We start from the raw sequence: 12,983 nt of genomic DNA on the forward strand, positions 1-12,983 counted from the left end.
GCTTTGAAGGGGCGGTCATCATGGAAGATGCGGACGGCACCGCCATAAGGGCCATCATCGCGCGGCAGTTCGCGAGCCTGAGCTGGGGCGAGGGCCGGGCGCCCGGCTGGGAGGACTTCGCCGGCGATTTCCTCGATGGCGCCAGCCTTTATCCGGCGGCTCGCCCGGCGAAGCGCACCAGTGTCGCCGATTTCGTCGAGCGGATGCGCGGCCTGTCGCGGACATCGCTGCGGTCGCTAGACGAGACGATGCTTGGCGCCGATATCCGCGTCTTCGGTAACATCGCGACCGCGACGGTCGCGGCGGAGATGACCGAGAACGGCGCCGAGACCAACCGCTCGATGGAAATGCTGCTGCTGGTAAGGAGCGACGGGGCCTGGAAGATCGTCGCCCAGGCCTGGGACAGGGCAAGCGAGGCCAATCCTTTGCCGGATGCGCTTGTCTCGGGCGCCACATCGCGCTAGCCCTTGTCGGTCGCGTCGGGTTGCCGCCGGTGCCCGCGCCACCAGCTGGATCACCCGGAGAGCCGCCCCATGAAACCTTCGCTCGAAGACACGCTGCTCGCGGCGATCCGCACCATTCCCGATTATCCCAAGCCCGGCATCCTGTTTCGCGACATCACCACGCTGCTCGGCAATGCGCGCGCCTTCCGCCGCGCCATCGACGAGCTGGTGCATCCCTATGCCGGGCAGAAGATCGACAAGATCGCCGGCATCGAGGCGCGCGGCTTCATCCTGGGCGGGGCCGTCGCGCATCAGCTTTCGGCCGGCTTCGTGCCGATCCGCAAGAAGGGCAAGCTGCCCTATGAGACCGTGCGCGTCGCCTACAGTCTGGAATACGGGCTGGACGAGATGGAGATGCACAAGGACGGCGTTGCGCCGGGCGAGAAGGTGATCCTGGTGGACGACCTGATCGCCACCGGCGGCACGGCGGAAGCGGCGGTCAAGCTGCTGCGCCAGATCGGCGCCGATATTCTCGCCGCCTGCTTCGTCATCGACCTGCCGGACCTGGGCGGGCGTGCCAAGCTCGAAGCGCTTGATGTGTCGGTGAGGACGCTGATCGGGTTCGAAGGGCATTAGGGATAGTGAGTAGGGAATAGTGAATAGGGAATAGGGAATAGGGAATAGGGAATAGGGAATAGTAGGGGTTGCATTCGACGGCAGGCGCCGCGTTGAACGCTCACTACTCACTACTCACTACTCACTACTCACTACTCACTACTCACCCACCTTCACCAGTACCGCGCTTTCGAATTCCAGCACCTTGTCGCCGGTCGAATCGAAGGCCTCCGAGCGCAGCGACAGGAGCCGCCAGCCGGAGCGTGACGAGATCGGGCGGTGGGACAGCGCGGTACGGTTGAAGGTGACGGTCTCGCCGGCAAAGACGGGCTTCAGCCATTTCAGGTTCTTGAAGCCGGGCGAGGGGCCGAATTCAGGCGCGGGCCCGGGACCAGCCCATTCGCCGCCCATGCGCGTTTCGAGATTGAGCTTCATCCAGGTGGCGGCGGTGTGCCAGCCGGACGCGCAGAGGCCGCCGAGCACGCTGTTCTTCGCGGCTTCTTCGTCGACGTGGAAGACCTGTGGATCGTATTTGCGGGCGAAGGCCTTGATTTCCTCAGGCTCGAATCTGTGCGAGCCGAGCGTCACGGTGGTGCCGATGCGAAAGAACTCGTCGAGGCTCATGCTATGGCCTCGCGGGTCAGGAACATGCCGGTGTTCTCCAGCTCGAAGACGCTTTCGCCACGCTGGTTGAAAAGTTCGGCGCGCATTGTGACGAGACCGAGCTGAGGTCTCGATTTTGACAGACGCTTGGCGACGATGGTGCTGTGGCCGCTCAGGATGTCGCCGGCAAGCACCGGTTTCTTCCATTTGACATAGTCGATGCCGGGGGAACCTTGCGACGTCGAGTCGAGCAGGAAGGCGTCGCACCACATGCGCATGAACATGGCGCAGGTATGCCAGCCGGAGGCCGACAAGCCACCCAGGATGCTCGCCTTGCCAGCCTCTTCGTCGAGATGCATGGGCTGGGCGTCGAACTCGCCGGCGAATTCGACGATCTCCTCGGCGCTGACAAGTTTGGTGCCGAGATCGAGCGAGGTGCCTTCAACGAAATCGTCGTAGGTCCAGGTCTTTGCGGCAACTGAAGTCTTTCCGGTCATGGTCTCGAATCCGGCTGCGGAACACGCGATCCCTGTGGACCGGAAAACCCGGATGCAGGGCCGACGGCGTTTGGTCAAGCCCTTTCTCGTAAGCCAGCTGCCGGAAGACAGGCCGGCGACGGCGCTCAGAGCCAGCCGCGGCGGCGGAAATACCAGAAGGGCAGGATCGCCGAGATCACCATCATGGCAATGGCGAAGGGATAGCCGAACTCCCACTTCAATTCGGGAATGACATCGAAATTCATGCCGTAGATCGAGGCGACCAGCGTCGGCGGCAGGAAGATGACGGCGGCGACCGAGAAGATCTTGATGATGGCGTTCTGTTCGATCGAGATCATGCCGAGCGTGGCATCGAGCAGGAAGGAGATCTTCTGCGACAGGAAGGTGGCGTGGTCGGCGAGCGAGAGCACGTCGCGCGACAAGGTCTTGATGCGGGCGCGCACATCCTTGCTCATCTTGGTCTGGGTCGCGACATGGGCAAGGAAGCCCGCCAGCCGCTGCAGCGAAATCAGGCTGTCGCGCACCGAGGAGGCGATGTCCTCCTTGCGGCCGATGGCCTTCAGCAGCTCCTGGAAGTCTCGGTTGCGTTTCGACACCTTGGTCGAGCGCGCCTCGAAGATGTCGCGCGAGATCGCTTCCACGTCGCGGCCGGCGCGCTCGAGTATGTCGGCGAGGCGATCGACGATCGCCTCCAGCAAGCCGATCAGAATGGTGTCGCCGCTGGTGCAGCCGGTCGCCACCTTTTCGGCGCGCAGCGGAAAGGTCTTGAAAGCCTTCGGTTCGTGATAGCGCACGGTGATCAGCCTGGCGCCGGCGAGCGCGAAGGTCACGGGCGACATCAGGGGGTCGTCGACCTCGGTCTGAGCAGGCAGAGTGGCGGTCATGAAGTAGGCGCCGTCCTCGATATAGAGGCGGCTGGAAATCTCGATTTCTTCCATCTCCTCGCGGGTCGGAATGGCGACGCCGAGCCAGCTCTCGATGGTGGCCTCTTCCTCCTTGGTCGGATTGACGAGATCGGCCCAGACCACCTTGTCGCTATTGGCCAGCAGGTCGTCGGTGAGGCGCAGGCGGTCATTGTCCACGACAAATGCCTTGATCATCGCCAGATCTCCCCTGCGAGGTGGGTTCGGATTGCGCGTCGTGTCGGATTGCACGGCTTTTCGTCGCGTGCGCTGACCGTGTGCCAGCCGCTTAGACCCGTGCCATGACAAAATCAAGACAAGCCCCGGCAGCGGCGGGCCGGCATCGGCGGTTCAGAAAAACTCGTCGAGAAGCCGATACCAGGAAAGCTTTGCCGGCTCGGCCCGCGGTGGTCCGTAGCGTTCCAGGAACGGTTTCACCCAGGCTTGCCCCAGATTGTGGCGGATGCTCCAGCAGGCGAGCGCCAGATCCTGGTGGCGGTCGGCGACGCCCAGCCGGCCGCAATCGATGAAGCCGCTGAAGCGGCCTTCGGCAGCCATGAAGTTCGGCATGCAGGCGTCGCCATGGGTGACGACGAGATCCTCGGCCACAGGCCTCAGCGCGACCAGTTCGGCGAAGATTTCCGTGGCGGTCCGTCCCTGCCGTTCGTCGTCGAAATCGCTCTCGTCGACTTCGCCGGCTTCCATGCGCGCGCGGGCCGTGGCGATGCGGCGCTCAATGCGATGATCGAAGGGGCAGGAACCGGTGTCGAGCGCGTGCAGCTCGCGAAGCGCGCCGGCCATGATGTCGATCGCGATGGTGGGATGAAGCTGTCGCGCCGATGCCAGATCGCGTCCGGGAATGGCCGACATCAGCAGCCAGTGCCGGCCGGCATCGCTTTCGAAGCCGATCACTTCGGGGCAGACAATGCCTTGCCCGCCGAGCCAGCGCAGCCGCGCCGCCTCATCGGCGAGTTCGGCCAGGGGGCCGCTCTCTTCGATTTTCAGGAACAAGGCAGGCTTGTCCCCGGCCTCGAGGCGAAACACGCCGGCCTGCGATCGGCCGATCGTCTGGCGGCGCCAGCGGTAGCCGGACATCAGCCCGCGCAGGCTGTCCGGCAGGTCGGTCTCGGGAGGATGGCTGTTCATGCCGTGCGGGCAGGCTCCGAGGGAGCCCGCCCTCCCTGTCATGTGTCCCTGGTCATGCCGCCTGGCGGGCGTTCGGCAGGATCTGATGCAGCACGATCGCCCAGACGGCGCCGAAAGCGATCGACGAGCCCAGTATGTACTGCACGATGTCGGGCAGCGTCTTGACGAAGTCCGGCGGCGCCAGCGTGGCGAACAGCGCCATCAGGATCGGCAGGCCGATGACCAGCATGTTGCGCTCGGTCAGCGGCGTGCCGCGCACGACACGAAAACCGTTCATGGCGATGACGACGCAGAGCACGCCGAAGACGCCACCGATGACCGGCCCCGGGATCGAGGCGATGACCGCCGACAATTTGCCGATCAGGCCGAACAGCACCAGAAAGATGCCGGCGGCGCCAAAGGCGGCGCGGCTGGCGATGCCGGTAATGGCGATGATGCCGGCATTGGAGGAATAGCCGGTGACCGGCGTGCTGCACAGCAGCGCGCTGATCAGGCAGCCCAGGCCTTCGCCGGTGGCGCCACGGTCGAGCTGCTCGTCCGAAAGCGGCTTGTCGATGACCGCGCCGACCGCGAACCAGGTTCCCGTCGTTTCGGCCAGCACGACGATGTAGACGATCAGCATCGTCAGCATCGCCGACCAGGAGAAGGTCACGTCGAGATTGAGGAAGGCGATGCGCGGCAGGGAAAACCAGGTCGCGGCTGAAACACCCGACATGTCGAGCTGGCCCATGAAGGCCGCGGCCACGCTGCCAGCGACAAGCGCGATGATCACCGACAGCAGGCGGAGCCATGCGCCCTTCGCGCCCAGCGCCATGCCGGTCAGCATGCAGCCGACGAGCACCGCCGCCGCGATGAAGGCGAGGACGATGTTGCCGCCGACGGTGGCCGTGCCATGGACCGCGAACACGCTTTCCCTGAGCGCCACCGGCATCAGCGCGACGCCGACGACGATGATGATGGCGCCGCCGACGATGGGCGGGACGAACCGGTTGACGAGCCGGTGGAAGAGCTTGGTCGGAGATCCCAGAAGCATGACCAGAATAGCGCCCGGGATGAGCGCGCCGATGACGGCCGAGAGCCCTGCTATGCCGCCGCCGGCGCCGAAGGCGATCGCCAGCACCGCGCCGATCGGCACGAAGGACGGTCCCTGCACGACCGGCAGGCGCATCAGGAACTGCGACTGGACAAGCGTTGCGATACCGGCCGCGACGAAGGCCGACTGGATGAAGGCGCCGGCATCGCCGACGCTGAAGGCAAGCACCGAAGCGATGATGAACGGCACGATATAGACGTCCATCGCCAGCACGTGCTGGAGGCCGAGCAGGGCGGCCTTGCCCAGGGGCAACGGATCGTCCGGCTGGGCGGTCAAAGTGATTTCTGGCGCAACGCGTTCCATGATGTCCCCTCTGGAAATCCCCGGCCGATCATGGGATCAGTCGGCGGCAAAGGACAGCGGCGCGAATGTTTGCCAACTGCTTTTTTGACAAGCCATGCCGTCGTTGACGCCGAACCGGAGCGCGCCATGACCACAGAGCCTTTCACGCTGGTCGGCACCGCCTTCCACACGCCGGAACGCGGCGCGCTGGAAGTGCTGGAGGCGCATCTGTTCGGCATCGACGCGCAGGGGCGGATCGCCGAGATGCTGGCGCCCGGCCATCCGGACTATGCCGTGCGGCGGAGCGATGCCCGCCGGGCCGGCACGCTGGTGGAACTCGGCGAAGGACAATTCCTGCTGCCCGGGCTCATCGACCTGCACATCCATGCGCCGCAATGGCCGCAGATGGGCAAGGCGCTGGATGTGCCGCTCGAGGTCTGGCTGCAGAAATACACGTTTCCGCTCGAGGCCCGCTACGCCGATGTCGGCTACGCCAGGGAGGTCTATGCCGATCTGGTCGACAATCTGCTCGCCAACGGCACCACCACGGCGCTGTATTTCGCCACCGTCCATGTCGAGGCGAGCCTGGCGCTGGCAGGCATCTGCCTGGAAAAGGGCCAGCGTGCTCTGGTCGGCAAGGTCGTGATGGACGATCCCGACCAGTGTCCGCCCTTCTACCGCGATGCCGACGCGGCAAGCGCTGTCGCGGACACAAGGCGCTTCATCGAGGCGCTGAGGGCGATGGATCAGGGCGAAAGGCCGCTGGTGCAGCCGGTGATCACGCCCCGCTTCATCCCGAGCTGCACCGATGCCGCGCTCAAGGGGCTTGGTGATCTCGCCCACGAGTTCGGCTGCCACGTGCAGACCCATTGCTCGGAGAGCGACTGGGCAAAACAGTTCGTGGAAGAGCGTTTCAACCGGACCGACGCGGCCAGCCTCGACGATTTCGGCCTGCTGACCCGCCACACGATCCTGGCGCATTCGAATTTCATCGACGGGCAGGACATGGACCTGATCAAGGAGATGGGCGCCGGCGTCGCCCATTGCCCGCTGTCCAATGTCTATTTCGCCAATGCCGTGTTTCCGCTGCGTGCCGCGCTCGACCGGCACATGCATGTCGGGCTCGGCACCGACATTTCGGGCGGCTACAGCCCGTCGCTGTTCGACGGCTGCCGGCACGCGCTGTCTGCTTCGAGGACGCTGCAGAGCGGCGTCCATGCCCATCTGCAGGCGCATGAGCGCGGCGCGCCGGGCGAGCCGATCACGCATCAGGAAGCCTTCTGGCTGGCAACCGCCGGCGGCGCCGAAGCGCTCGACCTGCCGACCGGCAGTTTCCGCGTCGGGCACGAATTCGACGCGCTGCTGATCGATACCAGGGCAAACGCCTCGAATGTCCATGTCGGCGCGGGCGACGACACGCTGGAAGATGTGTTCCAGAAGATCGTGCTCAATGCCGGGCGGGCCAATATCGGCCGTGTCTGGGTAGGCGGCAGGACGGTGTCGCAATGAGAACCAGCCTGGATGAACTCCGGTCTGTCAGGCGCCGGCCAGCGCCCACCATTTGAGCCGGGAGGAACGCCTGGCGGCTACCATTTCGCGAACATCAGCGCCGACAGGAACGTCCGCAGGAAAGCCATGTACATGACGGTGTAGGCGATTGCCCAAGGGGCATTGGCCAGGAACAGCCAGTCCGGGTCGGCGAGGTCGATGAGATAGTGGGACATCACATAACAAAAGGCGGCGAGGATTGCCGTCACTGCCGCCGACCATAAAAACGACCGCCTGAAATGGGCGGCGTCTGCGTCGAAGAAGCCAGAACCAGCCATGTAGAGAAGATACAGGCCGGCCAGCACGGTCGCCATCGGATCAATGACCGGCGACCAGTCGGAATTGATCCACCCCAGCTTCTGGAATGGCTGGAACCAGGGCGCGGCCATTGCGGCGAATGCCGCGGGATAGCTCTGCCAGTGGCCGAAGACGTCCTTGATGCCGGCCATCTAGTTTTCCGTCGGCAGCATATATGAAACCGGCAGCGTCGCGATCGACCGGCCGTCCTGATCGATCAGGCTGATGGTATGATCGACGAAATCCGCCTGGTTTTCGGCCGTCGCCGCTGCCGTAAAGGACAGTTGGCCTTCTCCCGGCTTCATCGTCCAGCGTTTTTCAGAGATCGCGTTCAGCCGGCTGAGTTCCTGGCCGTCGAAACGGACGGAAAGTGTCGTGTCCCCGTATTTCTGCGAGGGCGAATTCATCACATAGTCCAGCTCGTACTTGAAGATCTTGCCGTCGAAATTCGAATAGAACGACGCATCTATGTCCATCAGGCTGTCGTCGTCCTTCGCCACGAGTTGGGCCGAAAACGAGTAGAGGCTTTCCAGGAGAAACCGGCCGGTGCTTTTCGTCGTCTCTTCGATCTTCTGGCGAAACGAGCTGTCTCTTTTCTCGGATTTCGCCAGCTCATCCTTGTGGGCGAAATAGGTCGCATCTTTCTTGGCGTCGGAATTGCCGTAATGCAGCGGCGCGCTGGCGTGCACGTTCACCTTGTCGATGAAATCCTGTCCGCCGGTCGTTGGCCGGCCTTTGCGCGCAATTGCTTCCGGCAGAACGCCTTCCCAGTGGTTGCGCAGTTTTTCGGTAGGGGCCATGACCTGGATACAGCGACCATACATGAAGGCATTGGCTCTCGCGCGAATCCAGCTCTCATAGGAGAAATGATAGGTGCCGTCATCGACAGGAACGGCGTCCCTGCCCACGCACCAGTCCTCTGCAAGTGACGGCATCGAAGTAAATACAAGCAAAAGCAAGGACGGGAGAAAGGCCTTCATCACCGGATCGCCCCCTGGATTTCCAGGAAGACTTGCACAGCTCTTGCTTCAAGACAATTGGTCTGCGCATCCCGGCGAACCGTGCTTCGTGACAGGAGGCGCGCCCGGGCGTCTTCAAGAAGCGTATCGACTTTGAGCGGTCGACGCGCACATTCCTTTGGGTCTGGCCCAGCCTTGCCGCTGGTGGTCGCGCGTCCATTTAAACTCTTTCAACATTTCGGACGATTGCGCAAATTGGGCTCTATCGTGCGTCATGCTATTGTGAGGGATGCGTTGAACGGGCAAGCACATGAGCGGAAAGCTGATCGCTGCAATCGTTGGTGCGGAAAGCACGGTGATCCAGAAACTTCTGGCCGAGGCGGTCGCGGAATGGCGGCGGGCAGGGGTGCAAGTGTGCGGCGTCCTGGAAGAGGCGCATGGCCTGACCGGTCGTTCATGCAGTTCGGGTCTGTTGCGCAACCTGCAGACCGGCAATCTCTTCGCCATGTATCTGGACGAGCCTCCGGCCCACACGTCGTGCCATCTTGACGAAATGGGTGTGGTCGACGCCTGCGCCAGTGTCGTCGACCATGTGGCGACGAGCGATCTCATCGTGCTGAGCAAATTCGGCAAGCTCGAAGCGGTCGGGAGCGGCCTGTTCGAGGCGTTCGAGACGGCGATCAACCTGGGCAAGCCCTTGCTGACGTCAGTCGCGCCCAAACATCACTACGCATGGCAACGCTTTGCGCCCGATGCGGTTTTCATCAGCCCTGACAGGGCCTCGATCGAGGCGTGGAGACGCAGTGTCGCCAGCGCGGCCCGCGACACGGCAGGGATGGCACTGTCCAGCTGAGCCCGGCTTCCCTGCCGCGCCCTTCTCAGGTGTTGAACTTGAACAGCATGACGTCGCCGTCCTGGACGACGTATTCCTTGCCTTCGTCGCGTGCCTTGCCGGCTTCCTTGGCCGCCACTTCGCCGCCCAGCGTGACGTAGTCGTTGTAGGCGATGGTCTGGGCGCGGATGAAGCCGCGTTCGAAATCGGTATGGATGACGCCGGCGGCCTGCGGGGCCTTGTCGCCCTTGTGGATGGTCCAGGCGCGCGTTTCCTTGGGACCGGCGGTGAAATAGGTGATCAGATGCAACAGGTCGTAGCCGGCGCGGATGACCTTGTTCAGCCCAGGCTCGTCGAGCCCGAGCGAGGACAGGAACTCCATCTCTTCCTCGTCCGAAAGCTGGGCGACTTCGGCCTCGATCGCGGCCGAGATCACCACCGTGCCGGCGCCTTGCGCGGTGGCCATCTTTTCCACGGCCTTGGTATGCTCGTTGCCGGTGGCGGCATCGGCCTCGGCGACGTTGCAGACATAGAGCACGGGGTGCGAGGTCAAGAGGTTCAGGCCCTGCAGGATGCGCAGGTCCTCGGCTAAAATGCCCTTGAGCAGGATGCGGGTCGGCTTGCCGGCCTGCAGCAGCTCGAGCGCCGCCTCCATCATGGGCAGCACCGTGGTCGCTTCCTTGTCCTTCGAGCCGGCGCGCTTGCGGATCTGCACGATGCGGCGCTCGAGGCTGTCGAGGTCGGCGAGCATCAGCTCGGTCTCTACCGTCTCGGCGTCGGCGACCGGGTCGATACGGCCCTCGACATGGGTGATATCGTCATCCTCGAAACAGCGCAGCACATGCACGATGGCGTCGACCTCGCGGATGTTGGCGAGGAACTGGTTGCCCAGCCCTTCGCCCTTGGAGGCGCCGCGCACCAGTCCGGCAATATCGACGAAGGAGATGCGGGTCGGGATGATCTCCTTGGATTTGGCGATCTCGGCGATCTTCTGCAGGCGCTGGTCGGGCACCGCCACCTCGCCGGTGTTCGGTTCGATGGTGCAGAACGGATAGTTGGCGGCCTGCGCGGCGGCCGTCCTCGTCAACGCGTTGAAAAGCGTCGACTTGCCGACGTTGGGCAAGCCAACGATGCCGCATTTGAAACCCATGATGTCCGGTCCTATCGGGAAAAGCGAAATTTGAGGAGGGCTATGGGCGATAGGGGTGAGGAACGTCAAGCCCCACAGTCCAACTCGCCGGCCGCTTGCGAACCATTGGCGTTGGCCGATCACACCTTCGTCAATACGGCGTGATGAGCGTTCAAGCTAATTTGGCAGGGTCGCACGACGACAGGTTTTCACCAGAGAGGGAGTTCCGACATGACACAGTCCAAGCTTTCCCGCCGTGACAGTCTGCGTAACATAGCCATGCTGGGCGTCGCGGGTGCCGCGGTTGCCACGGCATTCACCACGAGGCCGGCCGAAGCCGCCCAGCCGCATATGAGCAAGGCCCTGTCCGATCTCCAGGCAGCGCTCAACCAGCTCCAGGCGGCGCTCCCCGACAAGGGCGGCCACCGTGTGAAAGCCATGGCGCTGGTCAAGGATGCGATCGACGAGACGACCAAGGGCATGGCCGTCGGCGCGATGTAGTTCTGCACGGTCGGCGCTGCCTGCGTGGCGCAGGCGGTGCCGGCCGCTCAATCTTTTCCGAAAAGCTTTTTCAACATCGCGGCCATCGGGCCGGTTTCCGGCAGCTTGGCCGGTGATTGTTGCGACCGTGCCTGGCGGATGTGGCTCTGCTGTTTGGGAGCCTGTTTCTGCGCCGGCTTTTGCAGCTCGGCTATCGTCATGCCCTGGAGGGCAAGCGCTGCCTTGTTCATGAAACCGGATTCGTCGCCCTTGACGATCATGGCGGCGTTGTCGGCGATGGCGTCGAGCAAGGGACCTAGCCATTCGCGGTCGGCCTTGTCGAAATCGCCGAGCACGTGGTGCTGGACCATTTCCTTGACGCCGGGATGGCCGACGCCGATGCGCACGCGGCGATAGGTGTTGCCGACATGGCTATCGATCGAGCGGATGCCGTTATGGCCGCCGGCGCCGCCGCCGGTCTTGATGCGCAGCTTGCCTTCGGCGAGATCGATCTCGTCGTAGAAGACGGTGAGAGCGGAGGATTCGAGCTTGTAGAAGCGCAGCGCTTCGCCGACCGACTGGCCGGACAGGTTCATGAAAGTCTGCGGCTTGATAAGGATGATTTTTTCGCCGGCAATCGTGCCCTCGGCGATCAGGCCCTGGAACTTCTTCGACCAGGGCGAAAAGGAATGGCGGCGGGCGATAGCGTCCGCCGCCATGAAGCCGACATTGTGCCGGTTGTCTTGATATTTCGCGCCCGGATTGCCGAGGCCTGCAAAGACAAGCATCGTCCGCTCCGGGCGTGAAAGGAATTACTTCTCTTCGGCGGCGGGAGCCGCTTCGGTCGTCGCCGCTTCGGCCGTCTCTTCCGTCTCCGGCTTCATCGCCGCGGAACCGGCAATGGTCGCGATGGTAAAGTCGCGATCGGAGATGACCGGCTTGACGCCGGCCGGCAGCTTGACCGCCGAGATGTGGATCGAATCGCCAATGTCGGCGCCGGTGAGATCGACGGTGATGAATTCCGGGATCGCATTGGCCGGGCAGTGGAACTCGACTTCGTGACGCACGATGTTGAGCACGCCGCCGCGCTTGATGCCGGGCGACTTGTCTTCATTGATGAAGTGCACGGGAACATCGACGTTGACCTCGGTGTCCTTGCCGATGCGCAGGAAGTCGACATGGACAGGGAAGTCCTTGACCGGGTCGAGCTGAAAATCCTTCGGCAGAACCTGGATCTTCTTGCCGCCGACATCGATCGTTGCGACCGTGGTCAGGAACCCGCCGCCATGGATCTTGTAGTAGACGTCCTTGTAGTTCAGCGCAATCGCCAGGGGAGGCTGCTTGTCGCCGTAAATCACTGCAGGCACTTTACCATCGCGGCGAACTGCACGGGCGGACCCCTTACCGACCTGTTCGCGCGCTTCGGCCTTGAGCTCGTAAGTATCGTGGCTCATGGTTTTTCCTTTCGCGTGTTATGGAGCGTTCATGGCAAGCAATGCGCCTGGCCGTAAACGTCGAAAGCCGCCTGGCCTCGATGTCCGAATGCCGGAAACCGCAGCGAGCGGATCTTTGTTCGGGATCACAAGGGGAAGGCAGCCTTCCGCCGCGTTGCCTCCAAGGGTGTCTACGCGGGTGGCGGCTCTATAGCGGAAGGCGGTCGAAGGTGCAAGCGGCGGCCGGGAGCGGGCTCGGCCCGCTCAGCTGTTGCCGCTCAGCGCGTCGCGCAGCGCCTGGATCTGGCGGTTCAGCGCGTCGAGTTCTGCCAGTGTCATGCCCGAGCGTTCGACCAGGGTTTCGTTCAGGCAGTTGCACTGGGTAAGCAGCGCGCGGCCGGCCGATGTCAGATCGACCTGCACCTGGCGCTCGTCGGTCTGGCTGCGCCTGCGGGTCACCAGGCCGGCCTGTTCCATGCGCTTGACCAGCGGCGTCACGGTGCTCGATTCCAGAGCGAGCCTGTGCGCGATCGTGCCGACCGACATGCCATCGGCCTCGCCCAGCGCGTTAAGCACGAGATATTGCGGGTAGGTGATGCCCATCTCGTCCAGCATCGGCTTGTAGGTGCGGTTGATCGCCATCGAGGTGGCGTAGAGCGTGAAGCAGAGCTGATTGTCCAATGGCAGAGGCACGGCGGGTTCCTTGTTTGCCGATCTGCGAGGT

At 63.5% G+C, this 12,983-nt stretch carries 16 protein-coding genes; 5 read left to right on the forward strand and 11 right to left on the reverse strand.

Translation table 11 applies throughout. The annotated features are described in order from the left end of the window. Window positions 1-20: 20 nt before the first annotated feature. On the forward strand, window positions 21-464 hold the full coding sequence (locus FJ967_RS23540; protein WP_140734238.1) for a nuclear transport factor 2 family protein: 444 nt from the start codon (window positions 21-23) through the stop codon (window positions 462-464). Between the two features lie 69 nt (window positions 465-533). After that, entirely contained in the window at window positions 534-1,079 is a 546-nt protein-coding gene (locus tag FJ967_RS23545) for an adenine phosphoribosyltransferase (protein WP_140734239.1), read from the forward strand. A gap of 138 nt (window positions 1,080-1,217) precedes the next feature. On the opposite strand, the gene FJ967_RS23550 is transcribed toward FJ967_RS23545, so the two are convergent. The 5 genes from FJ967_RS23550 to FJ967_RS23570 form a co-directional block, all read right to left on the reverse strand. Further along, window positions 1,218-1,682 (reverse strand): MaoC family dehydratase, encoded by a 465-nt coding sequence (locus tag FJ967_RS23550; RefSeq protein ID WP_140734240.1) that lies wholly within the window; start codon window positions 1,680-1,682, stop codon window positions 1,218-1,220. Continuing rightward, the gene (locus FJ967_RS23555) at window positions 1,679-2,158 is read right to left on the reverse strand and encodes a MaoC family dehydratase (RefSeq protein ID WP_140734242.1); all 480 of its coding nucleotides are present in this window, start codon (window positions 2,156-2,158) and stop codon (window positions 1,679-1,681) included. The genes FJ967_RS23550 and FJ967_RS23555 overlap by 4 nt, the downstream gene beginning before the upstream one ends. Before the next feature lie 125 nt (window positions 2,159-2,283). Further along, window positions 2,284-3,258, reverse strand: coding sequence for a magnesium/cobalt transporter CorA (corA, locus tag FJ967_RS23560; RefSeq protein WP_140734244.1), 975 nt, complete (start codon window positions 3,256-3,258; stop codon window positions 2,284-2,286). Between the two features lie 153 nt (window positions 3,259-3,411). After that, window positions 3,412-4,206, reverse strand: coding sequence for an APH(3')-II family aminoglycoside O-phosphotransferase (locus FJ967_RS23565; RefSeq protein ID WP_140734246.1), 795 nt, complete (start codon window positions 4,204-4,206; stop codon window positions 3,412-3,414). 52 nt (window positions 4,207-4,258) lie between these two features. Next, window positions 4,259-5,602 carry a solute carrier family 23 protein gene (locus FJ967_RS23570; RefSeq protein ID WP_140734248.1) on the reverse strand — a complete coding sequence of 448 codons (1,344 nt, stop codon included), beginning with the start codon at window positions 5,600-5,602 and terminating at the stop codon, window positions 4,259-4,261. 126 nt (window positions 5,603-5,728) lie between these two features. Here FJ967_RS23570 and guaD point away from each other — a divergent pair, with 126 nt between their 5' ends. Continuing rightward, window positions 5,729-7,090 carry a guanine deaminase gene (gene guaD / locus FJ967_RS23575; RefSeq protein WP_140734250.1) on the forward strand — a complete coding sequence of 454 codons (1,362 nt, stop codon included), beginning with the start codon at window positions 5,729-5,731 and terminating at the stop codon, window positions 7,088-7,090. Between the two features lie 77 nt (window positions 7,091-7,167). Here guaD and FJ967_RS23580 read toward each other — a convergent pair whose 3' ends face one another. Beyond that, on the reverse strand, window positions 7,168-7,578 hold the full coding sequence (locus FJ967_RS23580) for a hypothetical protein (RefSeq protein ID WP_140734252.1): 411 nt from the start codon (window positions 7,576-7,578) through the stop codon (window positions 7,168-7,170). Next, window positions 7,579-8,334 (reverse strand): hypothetical protein, encoded by a 756-nt coding sequence (locus tag FJ967_RS23585; protein ID WP_140734254.1) that lies wholly within the window; start codon window positions 8,332-8,334, stop codon window positions 7,579-7,581. Window positions 8,335-8,695: 361 nt separating this feature from the next. Between FJ967_RS23585 and FJ967_RS23590 the strand changes: the two genes are divergently transcribed. Next, window positions 8,696-9,238: a DUF2478 domain-containing protein gene (locus tag FJ967_RS23590; RefSeq protein WP_140734256.1), complete on the forward strand. Its 543-nt coding sequence runs from the start codon at window positions 8,696-8,698 to the stop codon at window positions 9,236-9,238. A 25-nt stretch (window positions 9,239-9,263) separates the two neighbouring features. Here FJ967_RS23590 and ychF read toward each other — a convergent pair whose 3' ends face one another. Next, window positions 9,264-10,367 (reverse strand): redox-regulated ATPase YchF, encoded by a 1,104-nt coding sequence (gene ychF, locus FJ967_RS23595; RefSeq protein WP_140734258.1) that lies wholly within the window; start codon window positions 10,365-10,367, stop codon window positions 9,264-9,266. Between the two features lie 210 nt (window positions 10,368-10,577). Here ychF and FJ967_RS23600 point away from each other — a divergent pair, with 210 nt between their 5' ends. Continuing rightward, window positions 10,578-10,847 carry a hypothetical protein gene (locus tag FJ967_RS23600; RefSeq protein ID WP_140734259.1) on the forward strand — a complete coding sequence of 90 codons (270 nt, stop codon included), beginning with the start codon at window positions 10,578-10,580 and terminating at the stop codon, window positions 10,845-10,847. 47 nt (window positions 10,848-10,894) lie between these two features. On the opposite strand, the gene pth is transcribed toward FJ967_RS23600, so the two are convergent. From pth to FJ967_RS23615, 3 genes are all read right to left on the reverse strand, one after another. After that, on the reverse strand, window positions 10,895-11,614 hold the full coding sequence (gene pth, locus FJ967_RS23605; RefSeq protein WP_140734261.1) for an aminoacyl-tRNA hydrolase: 720 nt from the start codon (window positions 11,612-11,614) through the stop codon (window positions 10,895-10,897). 24 nt (window positions 11,615-11,638) lie between these two features. After that, window positions 11,639-12,280, reverse strand: a complete 642-nt coding sequence (locus FJ967_RS23610; protein WP_140734263.1) for a 50S ribosomal protein L25/general stress protein Ctc — start codon at window positions 12,278-12,280, stop codon at window positions 11,639-11,641. Between the two features lie 243 nt (window positions 12,281-12,523). Next, window positions 12,524-12,952: a MarR family transcriptional regulator gene (locus tag FJ967_RS23615; RefSeq protein WP_140734265.1), complete on the reverse strand. Its 429-nt coding sequence runs from the start codon at window positions 12,950-12,952 to the stop codon at window positions 12,524-12,526. Window positions 12,953-12,983: the final 31 nt, after the last annotated feature.

Source organism: Mesorhizobium sp. B2-3-4 (assembly GCF_006442315.1).
GTDB lineage: Bacteria > Pseudomonadota > Alphaproteobacteria > Rhizobiales > Rhizobiaceae > Mesorhizobium.

Coding starts and splice junctions, on each gene's coding strand:
- FJ967_RS23540 (WP_140734238.1), top strand. CDS start 21: ATGGAAGATGCGGACGGCACCGCCATAAGGGCCATCATCGCGCGGCAG.
- FJ967_RS23545 (WP_140734239.1), top strand. CDS start 534: ATGAAACCTTCGCTCGAAGACACGCTGCTCGCGGCGATCCGCACCATT.
- FJ967_RS23550 (WP_140734240.1), bottom strand. CDS start 1,682: ATGAGCCTCGACGAGTTCTTTCGCATCGGCACCACCGTGACGCTCGGC.
- FJ967_RS23555 (WP_140734242.1), bottom strand. CDS start 2,158: ATGACCGGAAAGACTTCAGTTGCCGCAAAGACCTGGACCTACGACGAT.
- corA (WP_140734244.1), bottom strand. CDS start 3,258: ATGATCAAGGCATTTGTCGTGGACAATGACCGCCTGCGCCTCACCGAC.
- FJ967_RS23565 (WP_140734246.1), bottom strand. CDS start 4,206: ATGAACAGCCATCCTCCCGAGACCGACCTGCCGGACAGCCTGCGCGGG.
- FJ967_RS23570 (WP_140734248.1), bottom strand. CDS start 5,602: ATGGAACGCGTTGCGCCAGAAATCACTTTGACCGCCCAGCCGGACGAT.
- guaD (WP_140734250.1), top strand. CDS start 5,729: ATGACCACAGAGCCTTTCACGCTGGTCGGCACCGCCTTCCACACGCCG.
- FJ967_RS23580 (WP_140734252.1), bottom strand. CDS start 7,578: ATGGCCGGCATCAAGGACGTCTTCGGCCACTGGCAGAGCTATCCCGCG.
- FJ967_RS23590 (WP_140734256.1), top strand. CDS start 8,696: ATGAGCGGAAAGCTGATCGCTGCAATCGTTGGTGCGGAAAGCACGGTG.
- ychF (WP_140734258.1), bottom strand. CDS start 10,367: ATGGGTTTCAAATGCGGCATCGTTGGCTTGCCCAACGTCGGCAAGTCG.
- FJ967_RS23600 (WP_140734259.1), top strand. CDS start 10,578: ATGACACAGTCCAAGCTTTCCCGCCGTGACAGTCTGCGTAACATAGCC.
- pth (WP_140734261.1), bottom strand. CDS start 11,614: ATGCTTGTCTTTGCAGGCCTCGGCAATCCGGGCGCGAAATATCAAGAC.
- FJ967_RS23610 (WP_140734263.1), bottom strand. CDS start 12,280: ATGAGCCACGATACTTACGAGCTCAAGGCCGAAGCGCGCGAACAGGTC.